The sequence below is a fragment of the Mycolicibacterium sp. P4_G11 genome (assembly GCF_056555145.1).
Genome location: NZ_JBFUJW010000003.1, coordinates 638,809 through 661,044 on the forward strand (window position 1 = coordinate 638,809; position 22,236 = coordinate 661,044).

The window sequence follows — 22,236 nt, forward strand, 5'->3', positions numbered from 1 at the left end:
AATGAGGTCCATGCCGAACTCGCAGCCCGCGTTCACCAACTTCTTCCAGAGACGCATCGCCAACCCGGTCATGCGGCGGATGCCATTTCAGACCCTGTTGGAGACCACCGGACGCAAGTCCGGTGAACCCCGCCGCACCCCGCTCGGCGGAAAGCTGGTGAACGGACAGTTCTGGTTCGTCTCGGAGTTCGGCGACCAGTCGCAGTACATCCGCAACATCCAAGCCGACCCACGGGTGCGCGTACGGCTGCGTGGCCGGTGGCACAGCGGGACCGCTCACCTGGTGCCGGACGATGACGCCGCCGCGCGTCTTCGCGAATTACCGCAGTTCAACAGCTTCGGCGTGCGCACGTTCGGCACCAATCTGCTGACCGTGCGGGTCGATCTGGACCACTAGACCCCGCCACATCGGTCAGGTCATTGACCTCGAACCATAAGTAAAACTAATGTCACTTTTAGTTCCAGCAATGCGACAGGAGCGGTACATGGAATCCTTCGTTCATTTACGGAGAGGCAAGACACCCAAACGGGTACATGCCGATCTCGACGGACTCAAGGACGACGAACTCGGGCGCGGTGGATTCGTGGGCCGCACCGCCAACATGTACCGGCGCAACGATCCGACCGCGTACCGGACCGTTGGCCCGCTGCGTCCCACCGATGTGCTGTCGTCCGAACTGAAGCCGTCGGACGCCACCGACGCGGCGGGCGCTCCCCTGCTGATGTTCTCCAACGCCGACTGCCAGGTGCTGCTGAGCCGGCGGAGTGTGGAGATGCCGTTCTTCGTCCGGTACGTCGACGGCGATCTACTGCTGTTCGTACACAAGGGTTCTGGGCTGCTCGAGACCGAGTTCGGTCCGCTGCGCTACCGCGAGGGCGACTGGGTCTACCTCCCCAAGGCCTGTACGTTCCGGCAGGTGCCGGATGAAGAGTCAACCTGGCTCATGATCCAGGCCACCGAGGACTTCCGGGTGCCGCCGGCCGGCACGCTCGGCCGGCACTTCCCGTTCGACCCGGCGCAGGTCACCATCCCCGAACCGGAACCCATCGATGACGATGGCCGTGACGAGTACGAGGTGCGGCTCTACCACGACGGCGGACCCACTTCGCTTTTCTACCAACATCATCCGCTCGACGTGGAGGGCTGGCGGGGCGACAACTTCCCGTTCACCTTCAACATCGAGGACTACACCGTCATCACGTCCGAGAGCGTGCACCTGCCGCCGACGGTGCACCTGTTCATGCAGGCGACCGGGGTCTACGTGATGAACTTCCTGCCCAAGCCCGCCGAGAGCGTGCCCGGCACCGAGCGCACCCCCTGGTACCACCGCAACGTCGACTACGACGAGATCGCGTTCTTCCACTCCGGCTCGCTGTACGGCATCCCGATGCCGCCCGGTCTGGTTTCCCATGCGCCACAAGGGGTTCACCACGGAGCGCCGGAAGCGGCTCGTGAGCGCGCCCGCCGCAAGTTCGACCAATACGACCGCGTCGACTGGTCGGTGATCGCCATCGACACCCGCCGACGTCTCACACCATCCGCCGAAATTCTCGCCAACGACCTGGGGCAGCACTAGACATGACCACGACCGAAGCACCTGTGAAGCACGACTACGACCGCATTCCGTATCTGGTTGCCTACCAGAACAACTCGGCGGTCCGCGACGTCTACGGCGGCGTCGCTGAGCTGGTGGTGTTGGAGAGCTATCTGCTGCGACCGAAAGAGAAGCCGTCCGACACCGTGCTGGTGTTCATGCACCCGATCGGTGGCGGTGCGTATCTGCCGATGATCAACGCGCTGGCCCGCGCCGGCCACCACGTCATCTACTGCAACAGCCGCTTCCGCGGCACCGACTCCGCTCTGCTCATGGAGAAGGTGGTCGAGGACCTCGGCGAGTGCATCAAAGACGCCAAGAACCGGCTGGGCTACTCGAAGGTGGTGCTCGCCGGGTGGAGCGGCGGCGGCTCGCTGTCGGTGTTCTACCAGCAGCAGGCGCAGCACCCGACGGTGACCGCCAGCCCCTCCGGCGACGGCCCCGACCTGACGAAGCTGGGCCTGATCCCCGCCGACGGCCTCATGCTGCTGGCCGCCCACATCAGCCGCCACGGCACCATGACCGAATGGATGGACGCCTCGATCCTCGACGAGAACGACCCGTCGAAGCGCGATCCGGAACTGGACCTGTACAACCCCGACAACCCGAACCAGCCGCCCTACACCGCCGAGTTCCTGCAGCGCTACCACGACGCACAGGTCGCGCGGAACCGGCGAATCACCAAGTGGGTCAAGGAAAAGCTGGCCGAACTCAAGGCCGCTGGCCGGTCCGACGATGAGTTCGCATTCGTCGTCCATGGCACCATGGCCGACCCCCGCTGGCTCGACCCGACGGTCGATCCCAACGAACGCACCCCGGGACAGTGCTATCTGGGGGATCCTCAAGTGGTGAACATGAGCCCGGTCGGCCTGGCCCGATTCTGTACGTTGCGCAGCTGGCTGTCGCAGTGGAGCTACGACGACGCCAACGGTGACGCCGTGAAGGCGGGACCCGATATCGCGGTACCGACGCTCGTCATCGGCAATCTCGCCGACGACGCCTGCACGCCCAGCCACACGCGGCGGCTGTACGAGGCGATCGGGCATCCGGACAAGGAGATGCACGAGATCCCCGGCGCCAACCACTACTACTCCGGTCCGGATCAGCGCGGCACTCTGCGCCAAGCCGTCGGGGTCTGCACGGATTGGCTGCACCGGCAAGGGTTCTCGGTGGAGACGCCATGACCGCCGGCGCACTCGATGGCATCAGGGTGCTTGAACTCGGCACCCTGATCTCGGGGCCGTTCGCCGGGCGGCTGCTCGGCGACATGGGCGCCGAGGTGCTCAAGATCGAGTTGCCGTCCTCCCCTGATCCGCTGCGGACCTGGGGCCAGGCCGAACTCGACGGACACCGGTTCTTCTGGACGGTCCACGCACGCAACAAGAAGGCGGTGACCCTGGATCTACGCACCGAGCGCGGCCGGGGACTGTTCCTGGACCTGGTCAAGCAGTCCGACGTCATCGTCGAGAACTTCCGGCCCGGCACCCTGGAGAAATGGAACCTGGGCTACGACGTGCTGCGCCAACACAATCGAGGCATCATCCTGGTGCGGGTGTCGGGTTATGGGCAGACCGGTCCGGACGCGGGGAAGGCCGGCTATGCGTCGGTCGCGGAGGCGGCCAGCGGGCTGCGGCACATGAACGGATTCCCCGGCGGTCCTCCCCCGCGGCTCGCCCTTTCCCTGGGCGACAGCCTCGCGGGCATGTTCGCCGCCCAAGGTGCGCTCGCCGCGCTGTACCGACGCAGCGTCACCGGGGAAGGTCAGGTCGTGGATACGGCCCTCACCGAAAGTTGTTTGGCCATCCAGGAATCCACCATTCCCGACTACGACATCGGCGGTGTGGTGCGCGGACCGTCGGGCACTCGCCTGGAAGGCATTGCGCCGTCGAACATCTACCAGAGCGCCAATGGCAGCTGGGTGGTGATCGCGGCCAACCAGGACACCGTGTTCCGGCGGCTGTGTCAGGCCATGGGCCGGCCCGAACTGGCGACGGACGAGCGGTTCGTCGACCATCTGGCGCGCGGCCGTAACCAGGACGAGCTCGACAAACTCATTGGCGACTGGGCCGCACAGCGTGAGCCCCAGGACATCATCGCCACCCTGTCGGAGGCCGGGGTGATCAGCGGACCGATCAACACCGTCGCCGAAGTCGTGCAGGACCCACAACTGCAGGCGCGCAACATGATTGCCGACCACTGGGATGAACGGGTGCAGCGCAACGTGAAGGGTCCCGGTGTCGTGCCGGTGCTGTCGGAGTCTCCGGGCACCATCCGCAATGGCGGATCGGCGCGGCCGGGTCAGGACAACGACGAGGTGTACGGCCGCCTGCTCGGTCTCGACGCCGAGCAGCTGGCGGCGCTGCGTGAGGAGGGCGTGCTGTGACCGACCTACCGTCCCATGTCACCATCCGCGAAGTCTGCCTGCGCGACGGTCTGCAACTCGAAGACCCGATTCCGTTGTCCGCCAAGATCGAACTCCTCGAAGCCATCGTCGCCACGGGAGTGCGAGAGATCGAGGCCACCGCGTTCGTGTCACCGTCGAAGGTGCCCGCGCTGGCCGACGCCCCCGAACTGGCAGCGGCGCTGGACGCATTTCCCGATGTCGAGTTCTCCGCGCTCGTGGCCGGACCGGGCGGCGCAGGCCGCGCGCTCGCCGCGGGCCTGCGGTCCCTCGAGTACGTGGTATCTGCGGCCGACGGGCACAGCCAGGCGAACGTCGGGCGGTCGACGGCCGACTCCACGGCGCTGATCGCCGACATCGTGAACCTGGCCCACGACAGCGGCGCGAGCGCAGAGGTCATCATCGCCACCGCCTGGGACTGCCCGTTCGACGGCCCCACCGACCCGAGCCGGGTCGTCGAGATCGCCGCAGCAGCACGGGAATTCGGCGCGGATCGGGTGGCCATCGCCGACACCATCGGCACCACCACCCCGCGCCGCGTCACTGACCTGATCAGCCGGGTCCGCCCGGTCATCGGAGACCTGCCGCTCGGCGCGCATTTCCACAACACCCGGGGCTCCGGCCTGGCCAGTGCCTACGCCGCCGTGCAGGCCGGGGTGACCCGGCTCGACGCGTCGGTGGGCGGGCTGGGTGGCTGCCCATTCGCACCGGGCGCTACCGGAAACATCGCCACCGAAGATCTGGTCTACCTGTTGCGGGACAGCGACATCGACACCGGCATCAACCTGGATCTGGCGATCGACGCGGCCATGGTGGCGCAGCGCGTCGTCGGCCACGAACTGCCCAGCGCGCTGCTTCGCGCCGGTGACCGGTTGCTGGGCTGAGATGCCGTCCGACACTCTGACCGCCAAGGGCCGCCAAACCCGGGAGGCCATCGAAATGGCGGCGCGGAAGCTGTTTGCCGAGCGGGGCTTTCACGGCACGACGCTGGCCGACATCACATCGGCAGCCGGCAAGTCGTCGGCGGTGTTCTACCGATACTTCGACGACAAGGAAGACCTGCTGGCCGAACTGGCCGAGTCATTCCTGCACGACATCGTCACCCCCTCGGGGATGAGCGTGCCGCTGCCGGAGTCTCCCGAGGACACCGACTACTTCACCACGGTGGTCACCGGATACTGGAATCTGTTCAAGCAGAACATCGGCATCATGATCGCGGTCGCCCAGTTGGGCGCCACCCAACCACGATTCGCCAAGGTGCAGCACGAGTTCCGCCGCTTCGGTATGGACATGGTCGCCGACTCGGTGCGTCACGCCGCCCAGCAGGGCTACGCCCAAGGCCTCAACGCCGAACACATCGCCGCTGCCATTGCGTTGCTGTTCGAGAACTTCACCGTGGTGGTGGTCGGCAACCCGGGATCCGAGCTGCAGATCAGCGACGAGGACGCCATCACCACACTGTCGACCATCTGGAAGAAAACCCTGTACGGCTTCTGACCGAAGGAAGAGATCACCGTGGATTTCGCTCTACCGGAACACCTCCCGGGCCTGCTGGCCGAGATGGACGCCTTCATCGAGGCGGAGATCAAGCCGCTGGAACGTGAGAACATGCAGTACTTCGACCGGCGCCGCGAATTCGCGCGCACCGACCTCGAGAACGGCGGTGTGCCGACCCGGGAATGGGAGGATCTGCTCGACGAGATGCGCCGCCGCGCCGACGCAGCCGGCTGGCTGCGGTACGGCCTGCCCAGCGAGTTCGGCGGCCGCGACGGCACGAACCTGGACATGGCCGTCGTCCGGGAACACCTGGCGCACAAGGGACTCGGGCTGCACAACGACCTGCAGGACGAATCGTCGATCGTCGGCAACTTCCCGCAGGTCATCATGATGAGCCGATTCGGCACCGCGGCGCAGCAAGCGGAGTGGGTCGAAGCGATGATCACGGGGAAGCGGTCGATGGCATTCGGGCTCACCGAACCCGACCACGGCAGCGACGCCACCTGGCTCGAGACGACCGCGGTCCGAGACGGTGACGGTTGGATCATCAACGGCCGCAAGCGCTGGAACACCGGAGTACACCGGGCCACCCACGACCTGATCTTCGCCCGCACCTCCGGCGAGCCCGGTCAAGCGGTCGGCATCAGCGCATTCCTGGTCCCCACCGATACGCCGGGATTCACCGTGCCGTACTACTGGTGGACGTTCAACATGCCCAGCGATCACGGCGAAGTCGAGCTGAAAGATGTTCGCGTGCCTGATGATGCGGTGCTCGGCGAGGTGGACCACGGCTTGGAGGTCGGCCAGACGTTCCTGCACGAGAACCGGATTCGGCAGGCCGCCAGCAGCCTGGGCGCCGCCCAATACTGCATCGACCGGGCCGCGCAGTATGCCGGTGAGCGCGTCGTGTTCGGAAAGCCGCTGGCGGTGAACCAGGCCGTGCAGTGGCCGCTGGCCGAGTTGCAGACCGAGGCCCAGATGGTCCGGCTGCTGGTGTATTACGCCGCCTGGCACCTCGATCGAGATCACCACATGGAGGTCTCCGACAAGGTGTCGATGGCCAACTACCGCGCCAACCGTCTGGTCTGCGAGGCTGCCGACCGCGCCATGCAGATCCACGGCGGTATCGGCTACAGCCGGCACGAGCCGTTCGAGCACATCTACCGGCACCACCGCCGCTACCGGATCACCGAAGGCGCGGAAGAGATTCAGATTCGCCGGGTGGCACAGCGGATGCTGAAGTTCGGGCGCAAGTGATCGACGCCCCCGAATTGGCCCGAGCGCTCGCTGCGGTGCTCAAACCCGGGCTCGGCGAGGTCAGCGTCGAGAACCTGCGCGAGCTGACCGGCGGCGCCAGCCGTGCGACGTGGGCGTTCACCGCGACCACCGCAACCGACGTCCGCCAACTGATCCTGCGGGTCGGGCCGCCCGACGAAATCCACGCCGGCATGGAACTGGAGGCCGCAGCGCTGTCCCGGGCCGCGGCCGCTGGTGCTCCGGTCCCGCGGGTGCTGGCGGCCAGTAATTCGCCTGAGGCCCTGGGCAATCCGTTCCTGGTGTGCGACTTCGTGCCCGGCGAGACCATCGTGCGCAAGATCCAGCGGGCACTCGACGACGGCGGCAGGGGCGCCCTGCTCCAGCAGTGCGCCGAAGCGCTGGCGGCGATCCACCGCGCCGACCCCACCGGAATCGGGCTGTCGAGCGCGGACCAACTGGGATCGTGGCGGCACGAGCTCGACGAGATCGGCGACACCACAGCGACTTTCGAGTGGGCGTTCCGCTGGTTGGAGCGCAACCAGCCGGCGGATACCGGCGATCCGGTGCTGGTGCACGGCGACTTCCGGATGGGCAACCTCATCGTTGACGGCAGCCGGCTCGCCGCGGTACTGGATTGGGAACTCACCCATCGGGGCTCGCGCGCCGAGGACCTGGCCTGGTTCTGTATTCGGGCCTGGCGCTTCGGTGCGCCGCGCGCCCTGGATGCCGGCGGCCTGGGCCGTATCGAGGACTTCCTCACCGCCTACGAACGCGCCAGCGCGATCACTCTGGACCGCAAGACCTTTCACTGGTGGCTGGTGTCGGCCACCTTGCGCTGGGGCATCATCTGCCGGTACCAGGCAGAACGCCATCTCTCGGGACAGACCAGGTCGGTGGAGTTGGCCACCATCGGCCGGCGGGTGTGCGAGACCGAATGGGACCTGCTCAATCTGCTGGAGGCGCAATGAGCCACTACCGCCCCACCGCCACCGAACTGATCGCCGCGGTGGCGGAGTTCCTGGAGACAGAAGTACGCGACGCCACTGGACCCAATAGTCGGCTCGCCGACCTGGGCGCCGTGAACTTCCACGCCCGCGTCGCCGCGAACGCGCTGCGGATCGTCGAACGCGAACTGTTGCAGGCCGGCCCGGAACCTGAGTTGCTGGGCTTCGACGACGAGCAGGCACTGGCGAAGGCCATTCGATCCGGCGAATTCGATGATCGAACAGCCGTACTGGACCCGATGCTGCGAGCACTGGTGCGATACCGGCTGGATGTCGCACATCCGGGTTACCACCTCGAGTAGCCCGATCCGGGCCTGGCCCACCGGCGAACTGCGTACCATCGCGAACGTGGCCGATTCTGCCCTCACGATCCTGGTCTACAGCGACAATCCGAACACCCGCGACCAGGTGCGCACAGCCCTGGGACGGCGCATTCACCCGGACCTGCCCGACCTGACGTACCTCGATGTGGCGACGGCGCCCGTCGTGGTGAGCTCCGTCGACGCGGGCGGGATCGATCTGGCGATCCTCGACGGCGAAGCCACTCCCGCCGGCGGGATGGGACTGGCCAAGCAGCTCAAGGACGAGGTCGCGAACTGCCCGCCGATCGTGGTGCTCACCGGCCGCGCCGACGACGCCTGGCTGGCCTCGTGGTCGCGCGCGGAAGCCGCGGTACCGCACCCCATCGACCCGATCCGGCTCGGCGAGGCAGTGGTGGCAGTGCTGTCTCCACAGCGGTGAAACAGTGCGTTAACCAGCACGAAATAGCCTGTGGCCGTTCACTCTTCGCGTCAGCGGCGGTGCGGCGCGGGAACGTCAGGAACTGATCATGATCCTAGCCAAAATGCGGCGGCCGTTCCGTTAACCAGGCTAAGCTGTGGGCCAGCTCACATCGACAGCTCGACGAGGGAGCCGCACAGGGCATGGCGCACGCATGAACGTCTACATCCCCATCCTGGTACTCGGCGCGATCGCCGCTGCGTTCGCGGTGGGTTCGGTCGGAATTGCGCTGGTCATCGGCCCTCGCCGGTACAACCGGGCCAAGCTGGAGGCCTACGAATGCGGCATCGAACCGATGGCGCCGGGCTCTCCAGGACATGAGACGACGGGCCAGCGATTCCCGGTCAAGTACTACCTGACCGCCATGCTGTTCATCGTCTTCGACATCGAGATCGTCTTCCTGTACCCCTGGGCCGTTTCCTTCGAATCGCTGGGGGTATTCGCCGTGGTGGAGATGCTGCTGTTCATGCTGACGGTGTTCGTCGCCTACGCATACATCTGGCGACGCGGCGGACTGAGCTGGGACTGAGGACAGGACCCATGGGACTCGAAGAACGCTTACCCGGCGGCATCCTGCTGTCCACCGTCGAGAAGGTCGCGGGGTACGTACGCAAGGGGTCGCTGTGGCCCGCCACCTTCGGGCTGGCCTGCTGCGCCATCGAGATGATGGCCACCGCCGGCCCTCGTTTCGACATCGCGCGCTTCGGCATGGAGCGGTTCTCGGCGACACCCCGGCAGGCTGATCTGATGATCGTCGCGGGCCGCGTCAGCCAGAAGATGGCACCGGTGCTGCGGCAGGTGTACGACCAGATGGCCGAACCCAAATGGGTGCTGGCCATGGGCGTGTGCGCCTCCTCCGGTGGGATGTTCAACAACTACGCGGTGGTGCAGGGGGTCGACCACATCGTGCCGGTCGACATCTATCTACCGGGCTGCCCGCCCCGGCCCGAGATGCTGCTCAACGCAATCCTCATGCTGCACGCCAAGATTCAGGAGATGCCGCTGGGGGTCAACCGGGCCGAGGCGATTGCCGCGGCCGAGGAAGCGGCGTTGCAGGCACGTCCCACCATCGAACTGAAGGGACTGCTGCGGTCATGACGGACACGCCCGACCAGACCGGCCCCGAGGTGATCGGGACGCGGCGCGGCATGTTCGGCGTGCGCGGCAGCGGCGACACGTCGGGCTACGGCCGGTTGGTCCGTGAGGTGGTCCTGCCCGGCAGTTCGCCCCGTCCGTACGGCGGGTACTTCGACGACGTCGTCGACGCGTTGGCCGAGGCCCTGGGCGCGGACCAGTTCACCGCCGCGGTCGAGCGCATCGTCGTGTTCCGCGACGAGCTGACCCTCGAGGTACGCCGGGACCACCTCGTGCCGGTGGCGCAGACGCTGCGCGACGAGCTGAGGTTCGAACTGTGTCTGGGCGTTTCCGGGGTGCACTACCCCGACGACACGGATCGCGAGCTGCACGCCGTCTACCCGTTGATGTCCATCACCCACAATCGAAGGATTCGCGTCGAGGTGTGCGCACCGGACGCCGATCCGCATGTGCCGTCGCTGTATTCGGTGTATCCGACGACCGACTGGCATGAGCGGGAGACCTACGACTTCTTCGGCATCATCTTCGACGGCCATCCCGCGCTGACCCGCATCGAGATGCCCGACGACTGGGTGGGCCACCCGCAGCGCAAGGACTACCCGCTCGGCGGCATTCCCGTCGAATACCACGGCGCGAAGATTCCGCCCCCGGACGAACGGCGGGCCTACAACTGATGACTCCGGACAACGAACCCGATGGCCGCGAACGCGTGGTCACCGTCGGCGGTCAGGACTGGGCCGACGTTGTCGCAGCAGCGCGCGAGAGCGCTGTGGCCGGCGAGCGCATCGTGGTCAACATGGGGCCGCAGCATCCGTCCACCCATGGCGTCCTGCGCCTGATCCTGGAGATCGACGGCGAGACCATCACCGAGGCCCGATGCGGAATCGGCTACCTGCACACCGGAATCGAGAAGAACCTCGAGTACCGCACCTGGACGCAGGGCGTCACCTTCGTGACCCGGATGGACTACCTCTCCCCCTTCTTCAACGAGACGGCGTACTGCCTCGGCGTCGAGAAGCTGCTCGGCGTCACCGACGACATTCCCGAGCGCGCCAACGTCATCCGGGTCATGCTCATGGAGCTCAACCGAATCTCGTCGCATCTGGTGGCGCTGGCGACCGGCGGCATGGAGCTGGGCTCCATGTCGGCGATGTTCTTCGGATTCCGGGAACGCGAACTGGTGCTGTCCGTCTTCGAGACCATCACCGGACTCCGGATGAACCACGCCTTCATCCGCCCCGGCGGGCTGGCGGCCGACCTGCCCGACGACGCACTGCCACGCCTGCGGGAACTGCTGCAGCTGTTGCCGAAACGGTTGCGCGACATGGAGAACCTGCTCAACGAGAATTACATCTGGAAGGCACGCACCCAGGGAGTCGGCTACCTGGATCTGACCGGATGCATGGCGCTGGGCATCACCGGTCCGGTGTTGCGGTCGACGGGGCTGCCGCATGATCTGCGCAAGTCGCAGCCGTACTGCGGGTACGAGTCCTACGACTTCGACGTCATCACCCACGACCAGTGCGATGCGTACGGCCGCTACATGATTCGTGTGCTGGAGATGCGCGAGTCCATCAAGATCGTCGAGCAGTGCGTGGAGCGATTGGCTCGGCTGGGGCCGGGACCGGTGATGATCACCGACAAGAAGCTGGCCTGGCCCGCGGACCTGAAAGTCGGCCCCGACGGCCTGGGCAACTCGAACGAACACATCGCCAAGATCATGGGCTCCTCGATGGAGGCACTGATCCACCACTTCAAGCTGGTCACCGAAGGCATCCGGGTACCGGCCGGGCAGGTGTACGTCGCGGTCGAATCGCCGCGCGGCGAACTGGGCGTGCACATGGTCTCCGACGGCGGCACCCGGCCGTTCCGGGTGCACTACCGCGACCCATCGTTCACGAATCTGCAAGCGGTGTCGGTCATGTGTGAGGGATCCATGGTCGCCGATGCCATCGCCGCGGTGGCGTCGATCGATCCGGTCATGGGAGGCGTGGACAGGTGACCGCTATCGAACTCCGTCTCGGGCCGCGTCCGGACGAGCCGGGACCTCCCATCGGCCAAGGGCCGCAGTCGTATTCGGCGGACGTGCGGGAACAGCTGGCGGCCGACGCGGCGGCGATCATCGCCCGTTATCCCAGTGCCCGGTCCGCACTGTTGCCGCTGCTGCATCTCGTCCAGTCCCAGGACGGCTACCTGACACCAGCCGGAATCTCTTTCTGTGCTGGGCAATTGGACCTCAGCACGGCCGAAGTCACCGCGGTCGCGACGTTCTACTCGATGTACCGGCGCACGCCGACCGGCGAGTATCTGGTCGGCGTCTGCACCAACACGCTGTGCGCCATCATGGGCGGGGACGCCATCCTGGAAACCCTGGAAGAACACCTCGGCCTCGGCGCCGGCGAAACCACCGCCGATGGCCGGGTCACGCTGGAACACATCGAATGCAACGCCGCCTGCGACTACGCACCGGTGGTGATGGTCAACTGGGAGTTCTTCGACAACCAAACCCCCGGTTCGGCACGCGATCTCGTCGACTCGCTGCGAGCCGGCGAGTCGGTGACCCCGACCCGGGGCGCGGCGCTGTGCACCTTCAAGGAGACCGCACGCATCCTCGCCGGGTTCCCCGACGAGCGTCCCGGCAGCAACGACGGCGAACCCGGCGCGGCCACCCTCGCCGGGTTGCGCGTCGCCGAAGAGCGCGGGATGGAGGCGCCGCAATGACGTCGACGGGACTGACGCCGGTACTGAGCAGGCATTGGGATCAGCCGCAGTCTTGGACGCTGCAGAGCTATCTGCGGCAGGGCGGCTACCAGGCGCTGCGCGCGGTGCTGCGGATGCAACCCGCTGAAGTCATTGCGCTGGTGAAGGATTCGGGCCTACGGGGCCGGGGCGGTGCCGGTTTCCCGACGGGGACGAAGTGGTCGTTCATCTCCCCCGACGACGGCCGTCCGCACTATCTGGTGGTCAACGCGGACGAATCCGAACCCGGGACGTGCAAGGACATTCCGCTGATGCTGGCCTCGCCGCACACTCTGGTGGAGGGCGCGATCATCGCGTCGTACGCCATCGGCGCCCGGCACGCATTCATCTACCTGCGCGGAGAGGTGGTGCCGGTCCTGCGCCGGCTGCAGGGCGCCGTGGCCGAGGCCTACGCGAACGGCTACCTCGGCACCAACATCGCCGGCACCGGCTTCGATCTGGACCTGGTCGTGCACGCCGGGGCGGGTGCCTACATCTGTGGGGAAGAGACCGCGCTGCTCGACTCACTGGAGGGCCGGCGCGGCCAACCCCGTTTGCGTCCACCGTTTCCCGCGGTCGCCGGGCTGTATGCGTGCCCGACCGTGGTCAACAACGTCGAGTCGATCGCCAGCGTCCCCTCGGTGATCCGCGGCGGCGTCGACTGGTTCCGGTCCATGGGGTCGGAGAAGTCACCGGGCTTCACGTTGTACTCACTATCGGGTCATGTCACCCGACCCGGACAATACGAAGCACCACTGGGGATTTCGCTGCGCGAACTGCTCGAGTACGCCGGCGGGGTACGAGCCGGACACCAGTTGAAGTTCTGGACGCCGGGCGGCTCGTCGACGCCGATGCTGACACCCGAACATCTGGACATCCCGCTCGACTATGAAGGCATGGCCGGGGTCGGCTCGATGCTGGGCACCAAGGCACTACAGATCTTCGACGAGACCACCTGCGTGGTGCGGGCCGTGCGGCGCTGGACCCAGTTCTATGCGCACGAATCCTGCGGCAAGTGCACGCCGTGCCGGGAAGGCACCTACTGGCTGGCCCAGATCTACGCCCGGCTGGAGAGCGGGCAGGCGCAGGCGGCCGATCTGGACAAGCTGCTCGACATCTCCGACGCTATCCTCGGCAAGTCGTTCTGCGCGCTCGGTGACGGTGCGGCCAGCCCGATCATGTCCTCGCTCAAGTACTTCCGCGATGAGTACGTCGCGCACCTGAACGGTGGCTGCCCCTTCGATCCGCACGCCGCCACGATCTTCGCCACGGAAGGAGCGGGCGCGTGACGGTGACTGAGCCGGCGAAGGACGCGACTGCGGTCGAGATGGTCTCGCTGACCATCGACGACCAGCAGATCAGTGTGCCCAAGGGCACGTTGGTGATTCGTGCGGCCGAGCTCATCGGCGTCCAGATTCCCCGGTTCTGCGACCATCCTCTGCTGGAGCCGGTGGGCGCCTGCCGGCAGTGCCTGGTCGAGGTGGAGGGCCAGCGGAAGCCGCTGGCGTCGTGCACCACCACCGTCAGCCCGGACATGGTGGTGCGCACCCAAGTGACGTCGGAGGCTGCCGACAAGGCGCAGCACGGCGTGATGGAACTGCTGCTGATCAACCATCCGCTGGACTGCCCCGTCTGCGACAAGGGCGGCGAATGCCCCCTGCAGAACCAGGCGATGTCCAACGGCCGCAGCGATTCTCGTTTCGAGGACGTCAAGCGCACCTACCCCAAGCCCATCAACCTGTCGGCGCAGGTACTGCTCGACCGCGAACGCTGTGTGCTGTGCGCGCGCTGCACCCGGTTCTCGAACCAGGTCGCCGGCGACCCGTTCATCGAACTCCTCGAACGTGGCGCGTTGCAGCAGGTGGGGATCGGCGGCGACGACCCGTTCGACTCGTACTTCTCCGGCAACACCGTGCAGATCTGTCCCGTCGGCGCCCTGACCGGGACCGCGTACCGGTTCCGGGCCCGGCCTTTCGACCTGGTCTCCACCCCCAGCGTGTGCGAACACTGCGCCTCCGGGTGCGCGCAGCGCACCGATCACCGACGCGGAACGGTGTTGCGCCGCTTGGCCGGTGACGATCCCGAGGTCAACGAAGAGTGGAACTGCGACAAGGGCCGCTGGGCCTTCACCTATGCCACGCAGGGTGACCGGATCACCACGCCATTGATCCGCGAGGCCGACGGCACCCAACGTCCGGCGTCCTGGCCCGAAGCGGTGGCGGTCGCGGTGCGCGGCCTCTCGGCCGCCGGTGCACGCACCGGAGTGCTCGTCGGTGGACGACTCACCACCGAAGACGCCTATGCCTACGCCAAGTATGCGCGGATCGTGTTGGGCACCAACGACATCGATTTCCGCAGCCGGGTGCACAGCGACGAGGAATCGCAGTTCCTGGCGGCCAGCGTCGCGGGTCAGCCGATGCAGGTGACGTACGCCGACCTGGAAAAGGCGCCCGTCGTGCTGCTCGTCGGGTTCGAGCCGGAAGACGAATCACCGATCATCTACCTACGGCTGCGCAAGGCCTTCCGCAAGCACGGGCTCAAAGTGGTTGCGGTGGCACCTTTCAGTAGCCGGGGCCTGCAGAACATGGGCGGCACCCTGATCACCGCCGCACCCGGCCGCGAGCCCCGCGCACTCGACGCCATCGAGGTGCTGCCGCCCGGATCGGTCATCCTCACCGGTGAGCGACTGGCCGGCGTCCCCGGTGGGTTCTCCGCGGTGGCCCGGCTGGCCGGGCGGACGGGCGCCACCATCGGCTGGGTGCCGCGGCGGGCCGGCGAGCGCGGTGCCCTGGAGGCCGGGGCAGCCCCGAATCTGTTGCCCGGCGGGCGCTTGGTGACCGATCTGCCTGCGCGTACCGAGGTTGCCGTCGCCTGGCACGTGGACGAACTGCCCGACGCTCCGGGCCGCGACACCACCGCGATCTTGGCCGCCGCAGCCAACGGTGACCTGGAGGCGGTCCTGGTCGCCGGGGTCGAACTGGCCGACCTACCTGACCCGGCGCTAGCTCAGCGGTCACTCGGTGCGGCGAAGTTCGTCGTCAGCATGGAGGTGCGCCGCAGCGCCGTCACCGACCTGGCGCACGTGGTGTTCCCGGTGGCACCGGTGGTCGAGAAGGCCGGCAGTTTCGTCAACTGGGAAGGGCGCGGACGATCTTTCGGCGCGGCGCTGCCGCCTGCCATGCGAGCGGATATGGGGGTGCTGGCCGCGCTCGCCGACGAGCACTGCATCGATCTGGGTCTGCGCGACGTCACGACGGTGCGCAATGAGATGAACCGGCTGGGGTGCTGGACCGGACCACGCCCCGCCGCACCGGAATTCACCGCTCCGCCCAGCCCGGTGCCGGGACCCGGACAGGCAGTCCTTGCGGGCTGGCGCATGCTGCTGGATGCCGGTCGCATGCAGGACGGCGAACCGAATCTGGCTGCCACCGCCCGTCCGGCGGTCGCCCGGTTGTCGGCCGACACGGCCACGAGCATCGGCGCGTCCGAGACGCTCACGGTGAGCACAGACAATGGCAGCATCACCCTGCCGCTGGAGATCACCGACATGCCGACCGGCGTGGTGTGGCTGCCGCTGAATTCGCCGGGGTCGACGGTGCACGCCACGCTCGGCGTCGCCCCGGGCGCCGTCGTCACGATCAGCGGGGCCAGTGACGGGACCAGGTCATGAACTATCCCGACCTGTCGTCTTTCGGACTCGACCCGTGGTGGCTGGTCCTCGCCAAAGCCCTCGGCATCTTTGTGTTCCTGGTCCTGACGGTGCTCGTCGCCATCTTGCTCGAACGCCGGGTACTGAGCTGGATGCAGATGCGTATCGGGCCGAACCGGGTGGGCCCCTTCGGGTTACTGCAGAGCCTGGCCGACGGTGTCAAGCTCGCCCTGAAGGAAGGGCTGGTCCCGGCCGGGGTGGACAAGCCGATCTACCTGATGGCACCCATCATCGCGGTGATCCCCGCGTTCATGGCGTTCGCCGTCATCCCGATGGGACCGCTGGTCCATGTCTTCGGGCACGAGACCCCGCTGCAGCTGACCGACCTGCCGGTCGCGGTGTTGTACGTCCTGGCGGTCACGTCGATCGGGGTGTACGGAATCGTGTTGGCCGGCTGGGCCTCCGGCTCCACCTACCCCCTGCTCGGTGGGTTGCGGTCCAGCGCGCAGGTGATCTCGTACGAGATCGCGATGGCACTCTCGTTCGCCGCGGTGTTCCTGTACGCCGGCACCATGTCGACGTCGCAGATCGTCGCCTCCCAGCAGGGCCGCTGGTACGTCTTCCTGCTGCTGCCGTCGTTCCTGGTCTACGTGGTCGCCATGGTCGGCGAGACCAACCGGGCGCCGTTCGATCTGCCCGAGGCCGAGGGCGAGCTCGTCGGCGGTTTCCACACCGAGTACTCGTCGCTGAAATTCGCGATGTTCATGCTCGCGGAGTACGTCAACATGACGACGGTGTCGGCACTGGCCACGACGTTGTTCCTCGGCGGCTGGCAGGCCCCGTGGCCGCTGAGCCTCATTCCCGGAGCCAACACCGGATGGTGGCCGTTGCTGTGGTTCATCGGCAAGGTGTGGACGTTCCTGTTCCTGTTCATGTGGCTGCGTGCGACGCTCCCCCGCCTGCGGTACGACCAGTTCATGGCGTTGGGCTGGAAGGTGCTCATCCCCATCTCACTGGCGTGGATCATGATCGTCAGCATCGTGCGGACGCTGCGACTGCAGGGATACGACAGCTGGCCCGTCGTGCTGGCGTTCGCCGCCCTCATCGCTGTGGTCGCCATCGCCGGTGCGCTGTGGAATACGGTGCGGCGCAAGGCGGCTCGCATCCCGGTCCCGGCCGCCGAGCCTCAGCCCGGCGCGTTCCCGGTGCCACCCATCCCGGCCAAGGAGATACACCATGCCCGGTAGGCCCAAGTTCATCGACGCCATCGCCGGCTTCGGCGTCACCTTCGGAACCATGTTCAAAAAGTCGGTCACCGAACAGTATCCCGAGGAGCCCGGCCCGGTCGCTCCTCGCTATCACGGCCGGCATCAGCTCAACCGCTACGACGACGGCCTCGAGAAATGCATCGGCTGTGAATTGTGCGCGTGGGCCTGCCCCGCGGACGCCATCTTCGTCGAGGGCGCGGACAACACCGAGGAACAACGGTTTTCGCCCGGCGAGCGGTACGGCCGGGTGTACCAGATCAACTATCTGCGGTGCATCGGCTGCGGGCTCTGCATCGAGGCCTGCCCGACCCGTGCGCTGACAATGACCAACGACTACGAAATGGCCGGCGACAACCGGTCCGGCCTGATCTACGGCAAGGACAAGCTGCTGGCGCCGCTGGAGATCGACATGACCGCGCCGCCCCATGCGATGGCCGAGGGCAGCACCGACGAGGACTACTACCGCGGCAAAATCACCGCGGCCGGACTGTCGCGGCCCGAGGCGGCCAAGTGACCGGAGAGGCCGTGACGTTCTGGGTGCTCGGCACGGTGTCGGTGCTCGGCGCCATCGCCATGGTGGCCGCGCCCAAAGCGGTGTACTCGGCAATGTTCTTGGCCAGCACCATGATCAGCCTGGCCGTGCTGTACATCGCCCAGGACGCCGTGTTCCTCGGCGTCGTGCAGGTGGTGGTCTACACCGGCGCGGTCATGATGCTGTTCCTGTTCGTCCTCATGCTCATCGGTGTCGATTCCGCGGACTCCCTGGTCGAAACCATACGGGGACAACGCATTGCCGCCGTGGTGGCCGGCATCGGCTTCGGCATCGCGGTGATCGCCGGCATCGGCAGCCTCGGTACCAACGTCGTCGGTCTCGAACACGCGAACCGGGCCGGCAACGTCCAGGGACTGGCGGTGCTGATCTTCACGCGCTATCTGTGGGCCTTCGAGACCACCAGCGCGCTGCTCATCACCGCCGCGCTGGGCGCCATGGTGCTGACCCACCGCGAACGGTTCGAACACCGAAAGACCCAGCGTGAGCTGGCAATCGAACGGTTCGCCCCGGGCGGGCATCCGACGCCGCGACCGAACCCCGGTGTGTACGCCCGGCACAACGCCGTCGACATCCTGGCCCGGTTGCCCGACGGATCGGACGCCGACATGTCCGTCAGCGCCGTCCTGCCCCGGCGCAGTGTGTCCACCGACGATGGGAACGCCTCATGAATCCCACCAACTACCTGTATCTCTCGGCGCTGCTGTTCACCATCGGCGCGGCCGGTGTGCTGCTGCGCCGCAACGCCATCGTCATGTTCATGTGCGTCGAATTGATGCTCAATGCCGCCAACCTGGCGTTCGTCACATTCTCCCGGATGCACGGCGAACTCGACGGTCAGGTGGTGGCGTTCTTCACCATGGTGGTGGCTGCGTGTGAGGTGGTGGTGGGACTGGCGATCATCATGACCATCTTCCGTTCCCGACGGTCGGCGTCAGTGGACGCCGCGAGCCTGCTGAAGCAGTGACCGTGACGACATCCGTGTGGCTTCTGATCGCGCTGCCGCTGGCCGGTGCGGCGATACTGCTGCTCGGCGGGAAGGCCACCGACGCGTGGGGTCATCTGCTCGGCTGCGCCACGGTGGTCGGCGCCTTCCTCGTCGGCGCGACGCAGTTCGTGGCAATGTCCGGGCGTGCCAACGACTTCCGGTTGGTGCACGAGACGCTGTTCTCCTGGGTCCCGGTCGCGCAACTCCAGGTCGACTTCGGGCTGCGGCTGGACCAGCTGTCGGTCTGCTTCGTCCTGCTGATCACCGGCGTCGGCGCGCTGATCCACATCTATTCGATCGGCTACATGGCGCATGACCCGGCACGGCGCCGATTTTTCGGCTACCTCAACCTGTTCGTCGCCGCCATGCTGCTGCTGGTCCTGGCCGACAATTACCTGGGCCTGTACGTCGGATGGGAAGGCGTCGGCCTGGCGTCGTACCTGCTGATCGGGTTCTGGTCGCACAAGCCATCGGCCGCGACGGCCGCGAAGAAGGCGTTCGTCGTCAACCGGGTCGGTGACATCGGGCTGGCGCTGGCCCTGGCGGCCATGTTCGCCCACACCGGAACCCTCTCGTACACGGGTGTTTTCGCCAAGGCTCCGCATCTGGCCGCGGCGACCGCCACGCTCATCGGTCTGCTGTTGCTGCTGGCGGCCTGCGGCAAGTCCGCGCAGGTGCCACTGCAGTCCTGGCTGGGGGACGCGATGGAGGGCCCGACGCCGGTGTCGGCGCTCATCCACGCGGCCACCATGGTCACCGCCGGTGTATATCTGGTGGTTCGCTCGGCGCCGATCTTCAACCAGTCCGCCGATGCCCGGTTGGCGGTTGCCGTCGTCGGGGCGGTCACGCTGTTGTTCGGTGCGGTGATCGGCTGCGCCAAGGACGACATCAAGAAAGCCCTTGCGGCGTCGACCATGAGCCAGATCGGCTACATGATGCTGGCGGCGGGGCTCGGTCCGGCCGGCTACGCGCTCGCGATCCTGCATCTGCTGGCCCATGGCTTCTTCAAGGCCGGGCTGTTCCTCGGTGCCGGTTCGGTGATGCACGCCATGGACGACGAGACCGACATGCGCCGCTACGGCGGGCTGCGCACCGCCATGCCCGTCACGTTCGCGACGTTCGGCATGGGGTATCTCGCGATCATCGGTATCCCGCCACTGTCCGGGTTCTTCTCGAAGGACCCGATCATCGAGACCGCCTTCGCGGCCGGTGGCGCCAGAGGTCTGCTGTTCGGCGGCGCGGCCCTGCTGGGCGCGGGCATCACCGCGTTCTACATGACCCGCGTCATGCTGATGACGTTCTTCGGCGAAAAGCGTTGGCGCGCCGAGGCGCATCCGCACGAATCGCCGTCGGTCATGGGCTGGCCGATGGTCCTGCTGGCCGGCGGGTCCATCGGTGCCGGTGCCCTGCTCGCCGTCGGCGGCAAACTGGAGCACTGGCTGGAACCGATCGTCGGTTACCAGGAGCCCGAGCATGCTATCCCCGCGTGGCTGCTGACCGTCGTCACGCTCGCGGTGGTCGGGGTCGGTGTGGCGATCGCATATCGGATGTATGCGCTGCAACCCATTCCGATCAGTGCGCCGGTCAACGTCTCCGGCCTGACGGTCGCCGCCCGCAGCGATCTCTACGGCGACGCGTTCAACGAGCGGGCGCTGATGGCGCCGGGCCGGCGGCTCACCAAGGACCTGGTCGACTTCGACGACGTCGCGGTCGACGGCGTCACGCGCGAACTGGCGGCCCTGGTACGCAGCGGGTCGCAGGATCTTCGACGTTGGCAGAACGGGTTCGCCCGGTCGTATGCGCTGTCCATGTTGGCCGGAGCGGCATTGATTGCGGCCGCCATTCTCACGGTGAGGATCTGGTGACCGGAATGTGGTGGCTGACGGCGTTGTGGGCCGTCCCGATGGCCGGCGGTGCGGCAGTGATCCTGTTGCCTGCCACCGCACGGGCTTTCGCCCGCTGGGCCGCGCTCGCGGTGTCGCTGGTGGTGCTGGTCATCGCACTGGTGCTGGCACTGCGATTCGATCCCGCCGGTGCGCGCTATCAGTTCGTCGAGAACCATCCGTGGATACCGTCGTTCGGCACCGGGTACATCCTCGGCGTGGACGGCGTGGCGCTGGTGTTGGTCGCGCTGACGGCGGTCCTGGTACCGCTGCTGATCATCGCCGGGTGGAATGACGGTGACACGAACGACGCTGGTGCGCAGGCCAAGTCGACACATGCCTATTTCGCGCTGATCCTCGCCGTCGAGTCGATGGTGCTGATTTCCCTGGTGTCGCTGGACATCTTGCTGTTCTACGTGTTCTTCGAGGCCATGCTCATCCCGATGTACTTCCTCATCGGCGGTTTCGGAGCAGACCGTCCCGCCGCCTCGAAGGCGGCCGTGAAGTTCCTGCTGTACAACCTGTTCGGCGGCTTGATCATGCTGGCCGCGGTCATCGGGCTGTATGTGGCCACGGCCAACAGCCCGCTATTCGCCCACGGCACCTTCGATTTCCGCGCCGTCGCGGACGCCGCGCGCTACGGCACGCTGAACATCAGCCCGGGGCTGGCCAACGCGCTGTTCGGCGGATTCATGTTCGCGTTCGCCGTGAAAGCACCGCTGTGGCCGCTACACCGCTGGCTGCCCGACGCGGCAGTGCACGCGACGCCGGCTACTGCGGTGCTCATGATGGCCGTCGTCGACAAGGTGGGCACCTTCGGCATGCTCCGGTACTGCCTGCAGCTCTTCCCGTCGTCGGCGGCGACGTTCCGGCCGTTGATCATTGCGCTGGCGGTCATCGGCATCGTCTACGGAGCCATCGTCGCCATCGGGCAGACGGACGTCATGCGGCTGATCTCGTACACCTCGATATCGCACTTCGGCTTCATCATCCTGGGCATCTTCGCGATGACCGAGCAGGCGCAGTCCGGTGCCGCGCTGTACATGGTGAACCACGGCATCTCGACCGCCGCGCTGTTCCTGATCGCCGGGTTCCTGGTATCCCGCCGGGGATCTCGGAACATCGCTGACTACGGCGGCGTGCAGACGGTCGCACCGGTCCTCGCCGGCACGTTCCTCGTCGCCGGCCTGGCCACGCTGTCCCTGCCCGGCCTGGCCCCGTTCATCAGTGAATTCCTGGTCCTGGTCGGCACATTCATCCACTACCCGGTCGTCACCGCCGTGGCGGCCACGGCGCTGGTGCTCTCGGCGCTCTACATCCTGTGGATGTACCAGCGGATGATGACGGGCCCTGTGGCCGACGGCAACGACAAGCTGCGCGACCTGGTGCCACGCGAATTGGCCGTGGTGGTGCCGCTCGTCGCCCTGCTGTTCGTGCTGGGCGTCTATCCCAAGCCCGCCCTCGACATCATCAATCCCGCTGTCGGCCATACCTCGCCGAGCACCGCGCAGGGGGTCGCCCGGTGACGCC

At 66.8% G+C, this 22,236-nt stretch carries 23 protein-coding genes; all 23 read left to right on the forward strand.

What is annotated here, in order from left to right:
• Positions 1-10 precede the first annotated feature (10 nt).
• The 23 genes from AC1U2B_RS09090 to AC1U2B_RS09200 all read left to right on the forward strand — a co-directional run bounded on the left by AC1U2B_RS09090 (position 11) and on the right by AC1U2B_RS09200 (position 22,232).
• Positions 11-397: a nitroreductase/quinone reductase family protein gene (locus tag AC1U2B_RS09090; RefSeq protein WP_480216529.1), complete on the forward strand. Its 387-nt coding sequence runs from the start codon at positions 11-13 to the stop codon at positions 395-397.
• Between the two features lie 88 nt (positions 398-485).
• A complete protein-coding gene (locus AC1U2B_RS09095; protein ID WP_480216530.1) occupies positions 486-1,577 on the forward strand; it encodes a homogentisate 1,2-dioxygenase in 1,092 nt (363 codons plus the stop codon).
• A gap of 2 nt (positions 1,578-1,579) precedes the next feature.
• Positions 1,580-2,779 carry an alpha/beta hydrolase family protein gene (locus AC1U2B_RS09100; RefSeq protein ID WP_480216531.1) on the forward strand — a complete coding sequence of 400 codons (1,200 nt, stop codon included), beginning with the start codon at positions 1,580-1,582 and terminating at the stop codon, positions 2,777-2,779.
• The gene (locus tag AC1U2B_RS09105; RefSeq protein ID WP_480216532.1) at positions 2,776-3,978 is read left to right on the forward strand and encodes a CaiB/BaiF CoA transferase family protein; all 1,203 of its coding nucleotides are present in this window, start codon (positions 2,776-2,778) and stop codon (positions 3,976-3,978) included. Before AC1U2B_RS09100 ends, AC1U2B_RS09105 begins: the two co-directional genes overlap by 4 nt.
• Complete coding sequence (locus AC1U2B_RS09110; RefSeq protein WP_480216533.1) at positions 3,975-4,880, forward strand: hydroxymethylglutaryl-CoA lyase; 906 nt, start codon at positions 3,975-3,977, stop codon at positions 4,878-4,880. The genes AC1U2B_RS09105 and AC1U2B_RS09110 overlap by 4 nt, the downstream gene beginning before the upstream one ends.
• 1 nt (position 4,881) lies before the next feature.
• The gene (locus AC1U2B_RS09115; protein ID WP_480216534.1) at positions 4,882-5,493 is read left to right on the forward strand and encodes a TetR/AcrR family transcriptional regulator; all 612 of its coding nucleotides are present in this window, start codon (positions 4,882-4,884) and stop codon (positions 5,491-5,493) included.
• Positions 5,494-5,511: 18 nt separating this feature from the next.
• Entirely contained in the window at positions 5,512-6,750 is a 1,239-nt protein-coding gene (locus AC1U2B_RS09120; protein WP_480216535.1) for an acyl-CoA dehydrogenase family protein, read from the forward strand.
• Positions 6,747-7,718, forward strand: coding sequence for a phosphotransferase family protein (locus AC1U2B_RS09125; protein WP_480216536.1), 972 nt, complete (start codon positions 6,747-6,749; stop codon positions 7,716-7,718). The genes AC1U2B_RS09120 and AC1U2B_RS09125 overlap by 4 nt, the downstream gene beginning before the upstream one ends.
• On the forward strand, positions 7,715-8,056 hold the full coding sequence (locus AC1U2B_RS09130; RefSeq protein ID WP_480216537.1) for a DUF6285 domain-containing protein: 342 nt from the start codon (positions 7,715-7,717) through the stop codon (positions 8,054-8,056). Before AC1U2B_RS09125 ends, AC1U2B_RS09130 begins: the two co-directional genes overlap by 4 nt.
• Positions 8,057-8,102: 46 nt before the next feature.
• Positions 8,103-8,495 (forward strand): Rv3143 family two-component system response regulator, encoded by a 393-nt coding sequence (locus AC1U2B_RS09135; RefSeq protein WP_043400825.1) that lies wholly within the window; start codon positions 8,103-8,105, stop codon positions 8,493-8,495.
• Between the two features lie 193 nt (positions 8,496-8,688).
• Positions 8,689-9,063, forward strand: a complete 375-nt coding sequence (locus tag AC1U2B_RS09140) for an NADH-quinone oxidoreductase subunit A (RefSeq protein ID WP_043400785.1) — start codon at positions 8,689-8,691, stop codon at positions 9,061-9,063.
• A gap of 11 nt (positions 9,064-9,074) precedes the next feature.
• Positions 9,075-9,632, forward strand: coding sequence for a NuoB/complex I 20 kDa subunit family protein (locus AC1U2B_RS09145; protein WP_043400788.1), 558 nt, complete (start codon positions 9,075-9,077; stop codon positions 9,630-9,632).
• Positions 9,629-10,303, forward strand: a complete 675-nt coding sequence (locus AC1U2B_RS09150) for an NADH-quinone oxidoreductase subunit C (RefSeq protein WP_260940567.1) — start codon at positions 9,629-9,631, stop codon at positions 10,301-10,303. The genes AC1U2B_RS09145 and AC1U2B_RS09150 overlap by 4 nt, the downstream gene beginning before the upstream one ends.
• Positions 10,303-11,631, forward strand: coding sequence for an NADH dehydrogenase (quinone) subunit D (gene nuoD, locus AC1U2B_RS09155; protein WP_260940569.1), 1,329 nt, complete (start codon positions 10,303-10,305; stop codon positions 11,629-11,631). The genes AC1U2B_RS09150 and nuoD overlap by 1 nt, the downstream gene beginning before the upstream one ends.
• Positions 11,628-12,350 carry an NADH-quinone oxidoreductase subunit NuoE gene (gene nuoE / locus AC1U2B_RS09160; RefSeq protein WP_260940571.1) on the forward strand — a complete coding sequence of 241 codons (723 nt, stop codon included), beginning with the start codon at positions 11,628-11,630 and terminating at the stop codon, positions 12,348-12,350. The genes nuoD and nuoE overlap by 4 nt, the downstream gene beginning before the upstream one ends.
• Positions 12,347-13,657 carry an NADH-quinone oxidoreductase subunit NuoF gene (nuoF, locus tag AC1U2B_RS09165; protein WP_043400798.1) on the forward strand — a complete coding sequence of 437 codons (1,311 nt, stop codon included), beginning with the start codon at positions 12,347-12,349 and terminating at the stop codon, positions 13,655-13,657. Before nuoE ends, nuoF begins: the two co-directional genes overlap by 4 nt.
• Positions 13,654-16,038: an NADH-quinone oxidoreductase subunit G gene (locus AC1U2B_RS09170; protein WP_480216538.1), complete on the forward strand. Its 2,385-nt coding sequence runs from the start codon at positions 13,654-13,656 to the stop codon at positions 16,036-16,038. Before nuoF ends, AC1U2B_RS09170 begins: the two co-directional genes overlap by 4 nt.
• Positions 16,035-17,264, forward strand: coding sequence for an NADH-quinone oxidoreductase subunit NuoH (gene nuoH / locus AC1U2B_RS09175; protein WP_480216539.1), 1,230 nt, complete (start codon positions 16,035-16,037; stop codon positions 17,262-17,264). The genes AC1U2B_RS09170 and nuoH overlap by 4 nt, the downstream gene beginning before the upstream one ends.
• A complete protein-coding gene (nuoI, locus tag AC1U2B_RS09180; protein ID WP_480216540.1) occupies positions 17,254-17,799 on the forward strand; it encodes an NADH-quinone oxidoreductase subunit NuoI in 546 nt (181 codons plus the stop codon). The genes nuoH and nuoI overlap by 11 nt, the downstream gene beginning before the upstream one ends.
• Positions 17,796-18,506, forward strand: coding sequence for an NADH-quinone oxidoreductase subunit J (locus tag AC1U2B_RS09185; RefSeq protein WP_260940578.1), 711 nt, complete (start codon positions 17,796-17,798; stop codon positions 18,504-18,506). The genes nuoI and AC1U2B_RS09185 overlap by 4 nt, the downstream gene beginning before the upstream one ends.
• The gene (gene nuoK / locus AC1U2B_RS09190; RefSeq protein WP_043400812.1) at positions 18,503-18,802 is read left to right on the forward strand and encodes an NADH-quinone oxidoreductase subunit NuoK; all 300 of its coding nucleotides are present in this window, start codon (positions 18,503-18,505) and stop codon (positions 18,800-18,802) included. Before AC1U2B_RS09185 ends, nuoK begins: the two co-directional genes overlap by 4 nt.
• Positions 18,803-18,804: 2 nt before the next feature.
• Positions 18,805-20,688, forward strand: coding sequence for an NADH-quinone oxidoreductase subunit L (nuoL, locus tag AC1U2B_RS09195; protein WP_480216541.1), 1,884 nt, complete (start codon positions 18,805-18,807; stop codon positions 20,686-20,688).
• A complete protein-coding gene (locus AC1U2B_RS09200) occupies positions 20,682-22,232 on the forward strand; it encodes an NADH-quinone oxidoreductase subunit M (protein ID WP_480216614.1) in 1,551 nt (516 codons plus the stop codon). Before nuoL ends, AC1U2B_RS09200 begins: the two co-directional genes overlap by 7 nt.
• The last annotated feature ends 4 nt before the right edge of the window (positions 22,233-22,236 follow it).